We start from the raw sequence: 12,095 nt of genomic DNA, 5'->3' as shown, positions 1-12,095 counted from the left end.
TCACCATGGGTCGACGGGCCCTCGCGCCAGCACACTGGGTGCATGTTTACTCAGCCGATGGAAACCATCGCAGACATCGTCGTACCGGACACCCCGCTGGTGCGCGAGATCACCGAGTACATCCGCGACGCCGAAGACGACCTGCTCTTCGACCATTCCCGCCGGGTGTTCCTGTTCGGCGCGCTGCAGGGCCGGCGCCGCGGACTGCAACCGGAGCTCGAATTGCTCTACGCCGGGGCGATGTTTCACGACCTCGGCCTCACCGAGCGCTACAGAACCTCCACCCTCCGCTTCGAGGTGGACAGCGCCAACGCGGCGCGCGATTTCCTGTTGGAGCGTGGCGTCGACAAGGCCGACGCCAACAAAGTATGGCTGGGCATCGCGCTGCACACGACGCCCGGCATTCCCGAATTCCTCGAGCCCGAAATCGCCCTGGTTACAGCGGGTGTCGAAACCGACGTCCTGGGCATCGCCCGCGACGACCTCTCTGAAGAAGCGCTCGCCGCGGTCACCGCCGCCCACCCGCGGCCGGATTTCAAACGCCGCATCCTCGCCGCCTTCAACGACGGTATGAAGCACCGCCCGCACAGCACCTTCGGCACCGTCAATGCCGATGTGCTGGAGCGCTTCGACCCGGCGTTCGTCCGCGACAACTTCGTCGACATCATCCTCGACAACGCCTGGCCGGAGTAGCGATCATGGCAATCCAGTCCATCGAGACCATCGCCGGCATCGTCCTGCCCGACACCGCGCTCGTCCGGGACGCCACCGACTTGATCCGCGGCGCCGAAGACGACGTGCTCTTCCACCATTCGCGGCGGGTGTTCCTATTCGGCGCGCTGCACGGTCTCCGGCTGGGCCTACAAGCCGACCCCGAACTGCTGTACGTGGCGGCGATGTTCCACGATCTCGGCCTCAGCGCGCGCTACGGCGCCTCGACCCAGCGCTTCGAGCTGGACGGCGCCGACGCGGCGCGCGACTTCCTGCTCGAGCGCGGCGTCGGACAGTCCGACGCCGACAAGGTGTGGCTCGGCATCGCCCTGCACTCGACGCCCGAAGTTCCCGCACGCCTGGACCCCGAAACCGCTTTGCTCGCAGCCGGTGTCAAGACCGACGTGGTCGGCGTCGGGCTCGAGGCCCTGGCCCCGGAGGCTGTCGACGCCGTGACCGCCGCCCACCCGCGTCCCGACTTCAAGAACCGCATCCTGGCGGCCTTCAACGACGGCATGAAGCATCGACCCGACACGACCTTCGGGACGATGAACGCCGACGTGCTCGCGCACTTCGACCCCACCTTCAACCGGGGGAACATGGTCGATCTCATTCTCAGCAGCAGCTGGCCCGAATAACGGAAAGGAGCGGACAAATGGAGATCCACGAGGCGCTGTACACGACCAGGATGATGCGGCGGTTGCGGCCGGACCCGATCCCCCTGGACGTGCAGGCCCGCATCCTCGACGCGGCCGTCCGGGCGCCCAATGGCGGCAACACCCAGCGGTGGCACTTTCTCGCGGTCGACGATCCCAAGCTCATCCACGAGTTCGGCGAGCTGTTCCGGCAGTCCCGCGCCCTCGAATACGAGAAGTTCCGCACCGGGCAGGGGCCGATGGTCGTGCCCGGGCCCGGCGCGGACCTCAGCGCTCACGCCGAGACAATGCGCCGGATCAAGGGCTCCGGCAACTACCTGGCCGACCACTTCGACGAAGTTCCCCTGTTGCTCTTCGTGTTCGCGATCGACGATCTCGGCGGCGCCAACATCTACCCCGCGATCTGGAGCGCCCTGCTCGCCGCCCGCGCCGAGGGCATCGGCGGCGTCATGACGATGGTGCTCAACAACTTCCGGGACAAGGTGAACGAGATGCTGGGTGTGCCCGTCGAGGAGGGCTGGAAGATGTCGGCCATGCTGACCCTCGGCTACCCACTGGGTAAGTGGGGTGTGGCGGCCAATCGTCGCCCCGTGCACGAGGTTTCGTCTCGGAACCACTGGGACGCGCCGTTCGGTGTCGAGGTGCCGCAACCGCTATGGTCGCCTCAAGACGACATGACGACCGGCCTGGCCGCCGTGGGATGAAGCCGAAAACGGGAGGGTGAGCAGATGGTCGAGGCGAATGGCATCCCGGTCACGGTCGTCCAGCCCGGTGAGGGCGATTCCGTAGCCCTCCCCGGTTTCGGTGCGGTGTTCAAGCTGTCCAGCCGCAACAACGGCGGAGAGGTGTCCATCGTCGAACACCCCTTCGCCGTCGGCGTCCTCACCGCCGCGCACCGGCACACCCGCGAAGACGAGCATTCGATCGTGCTGGCGGGCGAGATCGGCTTCCGCTCCGACGACAGCGAGGTGGTTCTCGGTCCGGGTGGATACATCACCAAGCCGCGCGGGCAGATGCACGCGATGTGGAACGCCGGCAGCGAGCCCGGCCGCATCATCGAGATCATCACCCCCGGCGGATTCGAAAACTACTTCCGCGAGCTCGGTGAGCTGCTCGTCGAGCACGCGAACGACCCCGTCGGCAAGGTCCTGCACGCGCTGCCCGAATTCGGTGAATTGGCAGACAAATACGGTCTGACGTACGGCAACCCGGAATGGATGGACGACATCAGGCGGCGCTACGGGCTGAACCCGCCGTCGCACTGAGCCCTACCCGGCCGCCTCCTTGTCGAACTCCGAGGCGATGTCGCGGGCGACGCGCTTCAGCAGCGGGGTGACCTCGGTGGCGGATTTCAGCGTCACGCGCGCCGCGGGGCCGGAGATCGAGATCGCCGTCAACGACGGCGCGTCGGGCACGGGCACCGCGAAACACCGTACGCCCACCTCCTGCTCGCCCTCGTCGACGGCGTAGCCGCGTGACCGGCAAAGCTCGATGTCCCGGAGCAGCTCCTTGGGGGTGGTGTGGGAGTTCTCGGTCGCGGCGGGCATCCCGGTTCGTGCCACCAGGGCGCAAACCGCGTCGTTGGGCAGCTGCATGAGCAGCGCCTTGCCGACGCCGGTGCAATGCGGGTAGACGCGGCGGCCCACCTCGGTGAACATCCGCATCGAGTGCGGCGAGGGCACCTGTGCGACGTAGACGGCCATGTCGTTGTCCATCAGCGCCATGTTCGCCGTCTCACCGGTGCGCTCCACCAGCTCGAGCAGGTGCGGCCGCGACCAGGTGCCCACGAGGTGCGCCGCGCTCTCGCCGAGCCGGATCAGCTTGGGCCCCAGCGAATAATGCCGGTTGGGCAGCTGCCGCAGGTAACCCATGCCCAGCAGGGTGCGCGCGAGCCGATGGATCGTCGGCGCCGGCAGGTCTGCCCGCGTCGCGAGGTCGCCCAGCGCGCCCGTACCGCCCATGGTCGCCAGGATCTCCAGCAGCTCGAACGCCCGCTCCACCGACTGAACGCCGCCCGTACGTGCAGCTTCGCGAGCCATCACCGCTTCCGATCCAGCCCCGAGGGCCCGTCATCCCGCCTGCGCTTTTTCGTATCACGAAATTGGCGCCGGCGGCAAGCAGCCCGCCGGTCAGTCGGAGGGCAGCGTCGCGAGCTCGTCGTATTCGGTGATGTTGTCGATCTCGGTGCCCATCGCGATGTTGGTGACCCGCTCCAGGAACACCTCGACCACGACCGGGACCTTGTGTTCGCGCGCGAGTTGTTGCGCCCGCCTGAGCGCCGGGCCGATGCCGGACGGCTCGGTCACCTGAATGGCCTTGCAGCCCAACCCTTCCACGACGCTGCGGTGATCGACGCCGTATCCCTTGGGCAGCTCGGTGTCGCCGGTTTCCTGTGCGTTGATGTTGTCGAAGGCCAGCGAGACGCAGTAGTCCATGTCGAAGTTCAGCTGGGCCTGTCGGATGAGCCCGAGGTAGGAATTGTTCACCACCACGTGGACGTAGGGCAGGTTGAATTGCGCGCCGACGGCGAGTTCTTCGATCAGGAATTGGAAGTCGTAGTCACCCGATAGTCCGACAACCGTGGCGGTCGGGTCGGCGGCGGCCACGCCCAGCGCGGCGGGCACCGTCCATCCGAGCGGTCCCGCCTGGCCGCAGTTGATCCAGTGCCGGGGTTTGAACACTTTCAGGAATTGGCCGCCGGCGATCTGCGAGAGCCCGATCGCCGTGACGTAGCGGACGTCGCGGCCGAACGCGCGGTTCATCTCCTCGTACACGCGCTGCGGCTTGATCGGAACGTCGTCGAAGTGGGTCTTGCGGTGCAGGGTTTCCTTGCGATGCCGGCAGGCGCCGACCCAGCCGCTCCAGTCCGGCAGCGAGCCGGCGGCGGCCCGCGCCGCCCCGAGCGCCACCAGCAGCTCCAACGCCGCTTTGGCGTCCGAGACGATGCCGAGGTCGGGCGCGAACACGCGGCCGATCTGGGTGGGCTCGATGTCGATGTGCACGAAGCGACGGCCGCGCCGGTAGGTGTCCAGCCCGCCGGTGTGGCGGTTAGCCCAGCGGTTTCCGATCCCGAGCACGAAATCGGACTCGAGCATGCTGGCGTTGCCGTAGCGATGCGCGGTCTGCAGCCCGACCATGCCGGCGGCCAGGGGATGGTCGTCGGGGATCGCGCCCCAGCCCATCAGCGTGGGCACGACGGGGACGTTGAGCACCTCGGCCAGCTCGACGAGCAGGTCGCACGCGTCGGCGTTGATGATGCCCCCGCCGGCGACGATGAGCGGGCGCCGCGCCGTCTGCAGCATGTCGAGCGCCTTGTTGATCTGCGCGGGGCCGGCACACGGTTTGTATACGGGCAGCGGGGCGTAAGCCGTTGGGTCGAAGTCGATCTCGGCGAGTTGCACGTCGATGGGCAGGTCGATCAGCACCGGGCCGGGCCGGCCTGACCGCATCAGGTGAAACGCCTGGGCGAACGCGCCGGGCACCTGCCCGGGCTCCAGCACCGTCATCGCCATCTTGGTCACCGGCGCCGCGATCGACGCGATGTCGACGGCCTGGAAGTCCTCCTTGTGCAGCCTGTTCACCGGCGCCTGTCCGGTGATCGCCAGGATCGGGATGGAATCCGCGCTGGCCGAATACAACCCGGTGATCATGTCGGTACCCGCCGGGCCGGAGGTGCCGACGCAGACGCCGATGTTGCCGGGCGCGGCGCGGGTGTACCCCTCGGCCATGTGGCTGGCGGCCTCGACGTGGCGGGCCAGCACGTGCCTGATCCCGCCGTGGGCGCGCATGGCCGAATAGAAGGGGTTGATCGCCGCGCCCGGTAGCCCGAAAGCCTGTGTGGCACCCTCGATCTCGAGAATCCTGACGGCCGCGTCGACCGTGCGCATCCGCGTCATGGCGCTAACTTTCCCCGCGTCCCGACAGCCGCTCGACGCCCAGTAGCAGGCCCGAGTGATCGAGCGCCCCGTCGCCGTTGGCGAGCGCGGACGCCATCAATTGAGCCACGACGGCGCCCAGCGGGATGACGACGTCGACCTCGCGGGCCGCGGCGGTCACGATGCCCATGTCCTTGTGGTGCAACTCGATCCGGAAGCCCGGGTCGAAGTCCCGGGCCAGCATCTTCGGGGCCTTCTGATCGAGGACCGCCGAGCCGGCCAGGCCGCCGCCCAGCACCTTGATCGCCGCGTCGAGGTCCACCCCGTAGGCGCGCAGGAAGGTGATCGCCTCGGCGAGGAGTTCGATGTTGCCCGCGACGATCAGTTGATTGGCGGCTTTGACCGTCTGACCCGCCCCGTTGGGGCCGACGTGGACGATCGTCTTGCCGACGATTTCCAAAATCGGCTTGGCGGCGGCGAAGTCATGGTCGATGGCCCCGACCATGATCGATAGCGCCGCGTTCTTGGCGCCGGCCTCCCCGCCGGACACCGGCGCGTCGATCATGCGCAATCCCCGTCGCCGCGCCTCCTCAGCCAGCTCCCTGCTGACGTCGGGGCGGATCGAGGAGAAGTCGATCACCAGGGTGTCGGGCTGGGCGTGCGCGAAAACCCCGCCGTCCGAGGACAACACGTCGCGCACATCGGGGGAGTCCGGAACCATGACGGCCACCATGTCGGCGTCCTTCACCGCCTCCGCGATCGACTCCGCCGCGACCCCGCCGGCCTCGACCAGCGCGGCGGCGCGCTCCGGCGAACGGTTGTAGCCGACGACCCGGTGGCCGGCCCGGGCCAGGTGGCACGCCATGGGGCTGCCCATGATGCCCAACCCGATGAAAGCGATGGTGCTCATTGATTCCTCGTTCCCGCATGTGCCGCAAGGGATTCGATGTTGACGCCGCCGCGGCCCCGGTCGGTAGCCGGCAGCCAGTCGAAGGTGTCGGGCCGGCTGGGCTTGTACTCCAGGCCGATATACCCGTCGTAGCCGCGGTCGAGCAGTATTCCGACGTATTTGTCGAGCGCGATCTCGCCGGTGCCCGGTTCGCCGCGACCGGGCGCGTCCGCGATCTGGACGTGGCCGACCCGGTCGGCATGCGCGTGCAGCGCGGCCGCCACGTCGTCGCCGTTGACGTACAGGTGATAGAGATCGGCCAGCACGCGCAGGTTTTCGTACCCCGACCGGCTGCGCACGCGCTCGACGACCCGGACCGCGTCCGCCGCGGTCCGGACGGGGTAGCGGGGCGCGCCGCTGACCGGCTCGATCAGCACCGTGGCGCCGATGCGTTGAGCGGCCTGGGCCGCATACGCGAGATTCTCGGCCGCCACGTCGTCTTGGGCCGCCGGCGAAAAATCCTCGATGCGGTTGCCGTACAGCGCATTGAAGGCCCGGGTGCCGAGCGCCTTCGCGATCTCGACCGCGACGTCGACGCTGTCCCGGAACGCGGTCACCGACGCGGGGTCGGACACGATGCCCCGGTCGCCGGCCGGCATGTCACCCGCCGCGAAGTTCAGCCCGCTCAGCTGGACGCCGGCGTCGCGGATCGCGCGGACGAACGGATCCACGTCGCCGTCCGGCGGTGCCGCCTCGGCGAACGGCCACCAGAATTCCACCGCCTCAAAGCCCGCCTCCCGGGCCGCCGCCGGCCGCTTGAGCAGGGGCAGGTCGGTGAACAAGATCGAACAGTTCACCGTGTAGGTCGCAGGCGACACGGCACTTCCCTCCGATGACGATTTCGTAATACGAAATAGGTAAGTCGAATAACGGAATCAGTGAAGGCCTCCCTTGGGCCCGTTGTCAACCGCCGCGGAGCCGGTTTTCCGGTGACGGCCGGTCAGGCACGGTGAAGTTGGGGAAAGGACTTACTGACAACCGGGGTTTCCTTTGACAGTCAAACGTGAGCCATGCCACGGTGACATTCGCGAAATAAAAATTCCGACATACGAAATGGAACTCGCTAATGACGGCACTGGACGAACGCGGCGGTGACGTGCTCACCGGCATCCCAGACGTGCTTGTGCTCACCGACCCGGACGTGGTCGAGAGCTATCGACAAGATCGGGCAAAGGATCCGGACGCCGGGCGCCCATTGGCGGTGGTGCGCGCCCGGAGCACGGAGGACGTTCAGGCGGTGCTGCGCTGGGCCGGCGCTGCCGGCATCCCGGTCGTGCCTCGCGGCGCGGGCTCAGGTCTGTCGGGCGGCGCCACGGCCGTCGACGGCGGCATCGTGCTCACCACCGAGCTGATGCGCGGCATCGACGTCGACCCGGTCACGCGCACCGCGGTGGTGCAGCCGGGGCTCATCAACGCCCACGTCAAACGGGCCGTCGCCGAGCACGGGCTGTGGTATCCCCCCGATCCGTCGTCGTTCGAGTTCTGTTCCATCGGCGGCAACGCCGCAACCAACGCCGGGGGCCTGTGCTGTGTCAAGTACGGCGTCACAACCGATTACATTCTCGGGCTGGAAGTGGTCCTGGCCGACGGGACCGTCGTGCGCCTCGGCGGTCCGCGCCTCAAGGACTCGGCCGGCTTGTCGCTGACCAAGCTGTTCGTCGGCAGCGAGGGGACGCTCGGCGTCATCACCGAGCTGACGCTGCGCCTGCTGCCACCGCAGCCGCCGGCCAGCACCGTGGTGGCCTCGTTCGCCTCGGTGCGCGACGCGACCGAAGCGGTCTGCAACATCACCCGGGTCACGCGGCCCGCGATGCTCGAGTTCATGGACCGCACCGCGATCGCCGCGGTCGAAAGCCATCTTCGGATGGGCCTGGATCTCGGCGCCCGCGCGATGCTCATCGCCCAGTCCGACTCGCCCGGCGACCGGGAAAGCGAAATGGCATTCATCGCCCAGGCTTTCACGCACGCCAAGGCCACCGACGTGTTCGCCACCGATGACCCGAAAGAGGGCGAGGCGTTCACCGCCGCGCGACGATTCGCCATCCCGGCCGTCGAGCGCCTCGGCGACCTCCTGCTCGAAGACGTCGGCGTGCCACTGCCGGCGCTACCGGCGCTGATCGAGGGCATCGAAGCCATCGCGGACCGGCGTGGCATCGTCTGCGCGGTCATCGCGCATGCCGGCGACGGCAACACCCATCCGCTGATCGTGCACGACCCCACCGACGCCGACCAGTCCCGGCGCGCGCACCTGGCCTTCGGCGAAATCATGCACCTGGCAATCGAACTCGGCGGAACCATCACTGGCGAGCACGGCGTGGGTCGGCTCAAGAAGGCCTGGCTGCCGGATCAGGTGGGCCCCGACGTGATGGAACTGACCAGGCGCATCAAGGCGGCCCTGGATCCGCGGAACATCCTCAACCCCGGGGTGGTGCTCTAAATGTTTCAGCCCGACTACACGCCCGTCGCCCATTCCCTCGGCTGGAGCGCCGCGGTCGCGGCGGTGCCGCTGGCCATCATGTTCGTCCTGCTGGGCGGCCTCCGGGTGCGGGCGCCCATCGCGGCCGCCGTCGGGGTCGCCACGGCGGCGCTGATCGCGTGGGGGGTCTATCACATGCCCGCGGCGCAGGTCGCCGACTCGGCCGCGCTCGGGTTCGCCTACGGCATGTTTCCCATTATGTGGCTGGTGCTCAACGCGATCTGGATCTACAACCTGACCGTGCAGACCGGCCATCGCGACGTGCTGTGCAGGTCCATGGCGTCGATCTCGCCAGACCATAGGATTCAGGCCGTCATCGTGGCCTTCTGCTTCGGTGCGCTCATCGAGGGCCTGGCCGGCTTCGGAACCCCGGTGGCCATCACGTCGCTGATGCTGGTCGCGCTGCGCTTCTCGCCGCTGAAGGCCGCCGCCGTGGCGCTGGTGGCCAACACCGCCCCGGTGGCCTTCGCTTCCTTGGGGATTCCGATCGTCGCGCTGTCGGGGGTGACCGGGCTGCCCCTCGACACGCTCGGCGCGATGGTCGGGCGGCAAACCCCGATCCTGGCGTGCATCGTCCCGTTCATCCTGATCTTCATGGTCGACGGCCGCAACGGCCTCAAGCAGGCGTGGCCGGCGGCCGCGATGGGCGGCGGCGTCTATGCGATCGTCCAATTCCTTTGCTCCAACTTCTTTTCCGTCGAGCTCACCGACATCGCCGGATCGATCATCAGCGCCGGTTCCATCGTGCTGCTGCTCCGGGTCTGGCGCCCGAAGGTCCCGCTGGACGGCGCGGAAGTTGCGGGCGGGAGCGAAACCGAAGGCGCGGCAGGGCCGTTGAGCCGCCCGCACGCCGTGCTTCCGAATGGATCGGTGTTGACCGCCAAGCCGGCGAGCGGGGTGCGCGAGGAGGTGGCCGACTCCCGCAAGGACATCCTGCTGGCGTACGCGCCGTACGTGATGGTCACCGTGATCTTCTCGCTGTCAATGTGGAAGCCGTTCACCGCGCTGCTCAAGCGCGGCGGCACCAGCGTCTCCTGGCCCGGCCTGCACGTCGCCAACGCGGCGCACAAGGCCTCGCCGCTGACCACCTACAAGCTCGACTTCCTTGCCGCCGCGGGCACGTTGCTTCTCGTCAGCGGCCTGCTCACCATGCTCGTGCTGCGCACTTCCCCGCGCCAGGCGGGACGCGCATACGTGCAGGCGGCGCTCCAATTACGCAGCGCCGCAATCACCGTCGGATTGGTGCTGGCGCTCGCCTACCTGCTGAACCTGTCCGGCGAAACCACCACGCTGGGCCTGTGGATCGCCGGCGCCGGCGGCCTGTTGGGGATCGTCTCGCCGATCATCGGCTGGCTGGGGGTCACGGTCACCGGTTCCGACACCTCCTCCAACTCGCTCTTTGGAGTGCTGCAGGTCAGCGCGGCGCACGCGGCCGGCCTCAGCCCGACCCTGCTGGCGGCGGCCAACTCGTCGGGCGGCGTGATCGGGAAGATGCTCTCGCCGCAGAGTTTGGTCATCGCCACCGCGGCGGTGCAGATGAAGGGCAAAGAGGGCGACCTGTTCCGCACGGTGTTCAAGTGGAGCCTGCTGTTGCTGGCCCTGATGTGTGTCCTGGTGTACCTGCAGAGCACCCCGTGGCTCGGCTGGATGGTCGTTTGATGGGCGGCCACATCGTCTTGGCGCCCGACAAGTTCAAGGGATCGTTGCGGGCGGACGAGGCCGCGCGGGCGATGGAGCAGGGCGTGTGGCGGGCCGACCCGCGGGCGACCATCGTCGCCTGCCCCGTCGCCGACGGCGGGGAGGGCACGTTAAATGCCGTCCTGGCCACCGGATTTGAGCGCATGCCCGCCTATGTCAGCGGACCGACCGGCGCGGGGGTGCACACCGCTTACGCGCGCAGGGGCAGGCGCGCGGTCATCGAGCTGGCCGACGTGTGCGGCCTGCAGCGGCTGCCGTCCGCGACGCCGGCGCCGATGACCGCCACCACCTACGGGTTGGGCAGCATGATCGGCCGCGCGCTCGACGACGGTTGCCGCGACATCGTCGTCACCGTCGGGGGCAGCGCGAGCACCGATGGCGGCGCCGGCATGCTCGTCGCGCTGGGTGCCGAAGTCCTTGACCACCATGGGAACTCGGTCCCGCCCGACGGACACGGTCTGGCGCGGGCCGATCGGCTCGACCTGAGCGGGCTGCATCCCGCCATCGGGCGAAGCGCCTTCACACTCGCCGCCGACGTGGACAACCCGCTATGCGGCCCGAACGGTGCCGCGATCGTCTACGGGCCCCAGAAGGGAGCCGACGGCGACCAGGTGGCCGCGCTCGACCGCGGCCTGTCCCGATGGGCGGATATCGTCGACCGGGCGACCGGCACCGACTGCCGAAACCAACCCGGCGCCGGCGCCGCGGGCGGCGTCGGCTTCGCAGCGCTGTCCGTCCTGGGTGCCCGCATGCGTCCCGGCATCGAAATGATCCTCGAACTCATCGAGCTGGACCGAAACCTGTTGGGCGCCAGGGTGGTATTGACCGGGGAGGGATCGCTCGACGTCCAATCCCTGCGCGGCAAGGCGCCCGTCGGCGTGTCCCGGCGTGCCCACCGGCACGGCGTTCCGACGTTCGCCATCGCCGGGGTGTCGACCCTGACTGGCGCCCAGGCTCGCGCGGCCGGCTTCGCCGCCGTCCGCACCCTGAACGAATTGGAACCCGACCTTCGGCGCTGCACCACCCACGCCGCCGGCCTGCTGACGCGGGCCACCGAAGCGCTGATCCGGGAATCCTCGCCGCGCCGGGAAGGAAACGATGAGTGAGCCCTACTACGACGAACGCACGGTGTTGCACTGGTACGACTTCGCGTGCCCGTTCTCCTATGTCGGGCAGCACCGGACGGCCATCCTCGTCGAGGCCGGGTTCGACGTGGTCCTGCTGCCGTTCCAGGCGCACCCGGGCATGCCGCCCGGCGGCGTGCCGATGAGGTTCGGCCACGGGCCCAGGCACGCGCTGATCGAGCGGCAGGCCCGAGCGGTGGGGATGCCCCTGCACTTGCCTAGGCGGATACCGCACAGTCGCAGGGCGCTGGCGGTCGCCGAGTGGGCGCGGCTCAATCAGCCCGACGCGTTCGCCGAACTGCACCGCCGGCTGTTCGACGCGCACTTCGTTTTCGGCGAGGACATCGATGATCAGGCCGTCGTCGACAGGCACGCCCTCCGGGCCGGGGCCGACGTGGGCCGCCTGCACGCCGCCCTGTCCGACGGCAGCGCGGCGGCGTCCGTCGCACAGGCCGAGTGGGTCGCGCGGCACCGCGGCGTTGACGGCACGCCGGCCTGGCTGGTCGACGGGCGATTGATGGTCGGCCTGCAGCCCGCGCGCGACTTCGCGCGCCTCGGCGAGCTGACGGCGCGGGTGCGCCGGTGAAAACGAGCTGGTCAGCCCGC

The 12,095-nt window shown here is 68.8% G+C and carries 12 protein-coding genes; 8 read left to right on the top strand and 4 right to left on the bottom strand.

The window, feature by feature from the left end; all coding sequences use genetic code 11:
* Window positions 1-42: 42 nt before the first annotated feature.
* From AC5Y5E_RS02310 to AC5Y5E_RS02295, 4 genes are read left to right on the top strand one after another with little or no spacing between them, the layout of a single operon-like run.
* On the top strand, window positions 43-693 hold the full coding sequence (locus tag AC5Y5E_RS02310) for an HD domain-containing protein (protein WP_499901367.1): 651 nt from the start codon (window positions 43-45) through the stop codon (window positions 691-693).
* Between the two features lie 5 nt (window positions 694-698).
* Window positions 699-1,349: an HD domain-containing protein gene (locus AC5Y5E_RS02305; RefSeq protein ID WP_499901366.1), complete on the top strand. Its 651-nt coding sequence runs from the start codon at window positions 699-701 to the stop codon at window positions 1,347-1,349.
* 17 nt (window positions 1,350-1,366) lie between these two features.
* Window positions 1,367-2,071 carry a nitroreductase family protein gene (locus AC5Y5E_RS02300; RefSeq protein ID WP_499901365.1) on the top strand — a complete coding sequence of 235 codons (705 nt, stop codon included), beginning with the start codon at window positions 1,367-1,369 and terminating at the stop codon, window positions 2,069-2,071.
* A 24-nt stretch (window positions 2,072-2,095) separates the two neighbouring features.
* On the top strand, window positions 2,096-2,632 hold the full coding sequence (locus tag AC5Y5E_RS02295) for a cupin domain-containing protein (RefSeq protein ID WP_499901364.1): 537 nt from the start codon (window positions 2,096-2,098) through the stop codon (window positions 2,630-2,632).
* Between the two features lie 3 nt (window positions 2,633-2,635).
* On the opposite strand, the gene AC5Y5E_RS02290 is transcribed toward AC5Y5E_RS02295, so the two are convergent.
* The 4 genes from AC5Y5E_RS02290 to AC5Y5E_RS02275 form a co-directional block, all read right to left on the bottom strand.
* Window positions 2,636-3,406 (bottom strand): IclR family transcriptional regulator, encoded by a 771-nt coding sequence (locus AC5Y5E_RS02290; protein ID WP_499901363.1) that lies wholly within the window; start codon window positions 3,404-3,406, stop codon window positions 2,636-2,638.
* A 90-nt stretch (window positions 3,407-3,496) separates the two neighbouring features.
* On the bottom strand, window positions 3,497-5,263 hold the full coding sequence (gcl, locus tag AC5Y5E_RS02285; protein WP_499901362.1) for a glyoxylate carboligase: 1,767 nt from the start codon (window positions 5,261-5,263) through the stop codon (window positions 3,497-3,499).
* A 4-nt stretch (window positions 5,264-5,267) separates the two neighbouring features.
* The gene (locus AC5Y5E_RS02280) at window positions 5,268-6,152 is read right to left on the bottom strand and encodes a 2-hydroxy-3-oxopropionate reductase (RefSeq protein ID WP_499901361.1); all 885 of its coding nucleotides are present in this window, start codon (window positions 6,150-6,152) and stop codon (window positions 5,268-5,270) included.
* Entirely contained in the window at window positions 6,149-7,009 is an 861-nt protein-coding gene (locus AC5Y5E_RS02275; RefSeq protein WP_499901360.1) for a hydroxypyruvate isomerase family protein, read from the bottom strand. Before AC5Y5E_RS02275 ends, AC5Y5E_RS02280 begins: the two co-directional genes overlap by 4 nt.
* A gap of 248 nt (window positions 7,010-7,257) precedes the next feature.
* Here AC5Y5E_RS02275 and AC5Y5E_RS02270 point away from each other — a divergent pair, with 248 nt between their 5' ends.
* Genes AC5Y5E_RS02270 through AC5Y5E_RS02255 form a run of 4 tightly spaced genes read left to right on the top strand, consistent with a single transcriptional unit; the run spans window position 7,258 to window position 12,075 of the window.
* On the top strand, window positions 7,258-8,628 hold the full coding sequence (locus AC5Y5E_RS02270) for an FAD-binding oxidoreductase (RefSeq protein WP_499901359.1): 1,371 nt from the start codon (window positions 7,258-7,260) through the stop codon (window positions 8,626-8,628).
* On the top strand, window positions 8,629-10,326 hold the full coding sequence (locus AC5Y5E_RS02265) for an L-lactate permease (protein ID WP_499901358.1): 1,698 nt from the start codon (window positions 8,629-8,631) through the stop codon (window positions 10,324-10,326).
* Entirely contained in the window at window positions 10,326-11,471 is a 1,146-nt protein-coding gene (locus tag AC5Y5E_RS02260; RefSeq protein WP_499901357.1) for a glycerate kinase, read from the top strand. Before AC5Y5E_RS02265 ends, AC5Y5E_RS02260 begins: the two co-directional genes overlap by 1 nt.
* Window positions 11,464-12,075 (top strand): DsbA family oxidoreductase, encoded by a 612-nt coding sequence (locus AC5Y5E_RS02255; protein WP_499901356.1) that lies wholly within the window; start codon window positions 11,464-11,466, stop codon window positions 12,073-12,075. The genes AC5Y5E_RS02260 and AC5Y5E_RS02255 overlap by 8 nt, the downstream gene beginning before the upstream one ends.
* Window positions 12,076-12,095: the final 20 nt, after the last annotated feature.

This window comes from Mycobacterium sp. NGS54 (assembly GCF_059812465.1).
This window is presented reverse-complemented; position numbering and strand designations above follow the sequence as displayed.

Bases quoted from the DNA above. Each gene is read 5' to 3' on its own strand.
- AC5Y5E_RS02290 (WP_499901363.1), bottom strand. From the start codon at position 3,406: ATGGCTCGCGAAGCTGCACGTACGGGCGGCGTTCAGTCGGTGGAGCGG.
- AC5Y5E_RS02265 (WP_499901358.1), top strand. From the start codon at position 8,629: ATGTTTCAGCCCGACTACACGCCCGTCGCCCATTCCCTCGGCTGGAGC.
- AC5Y5E_RS02270 (WP_499901359.1), top strand. From the start codon at position 7,258: ATGACGGCACTGGACGAACGCGGCGGTGACGTGCTCACCGGCATCCCA.
- AC5Y5E_RS02295 (WP_499901364.1), top strand. From the start codon at position 2,096: ATGGTCGAGGCGAATGGCATCCCGGTCACGGTCGTCCAGCCCGGTGAG.
- AC5Y5E_RS02305 (WP_499901366.1), top strand. From the start codon at position 699: ATGGCAATCCAGTCCATCGAGACCATCGCCGGCATCGTCCTGCCCGAC.
- gcl (WP_499901362.1), bottom strand. From the start codon at position 5,263: ATGACGCGGATGCGCACGGTCGACGCGGCCGTCAGGATTCTCGAGATC.
- AC5Y5E_RS02310 (WP_499901367.1), top strand. From the start codon at position 43: ATGTTTACTCAGCCGATGGAAACCATCGCAGACATCGTCGTACCGGAC.
- AC5Y5E_RS02300 (WP_499901365.1), top strand. From the start codon at position 1,367: ATGGAGATCCACGAGGCGCTGTACACGACCAGGATGATGCGGCGGTTG.
- AC5Y5E_RS02280 (WP_499901361.1), bottom strand. From the start codon at position 6,152: ATGAGCACCATCGCTTTCATCGGGTTGGGCATCATGGGCAGCCCCATG.
- AC5Y5E_RS02255 (WP_499901356.1), top strand. From the start codon at position 11,464: ATGAGTGAGCCCTACTACGACGAACGCACGGTGTTGCACTGGTACGAC.
- AC5Y5E_RS02260 (WP_499901357.1), top strand. From the start codon at position 10,326: ATGGGCGGCCACATCGTCTTGGCGCCCGACAAGTTCAAGGGATCGTTG.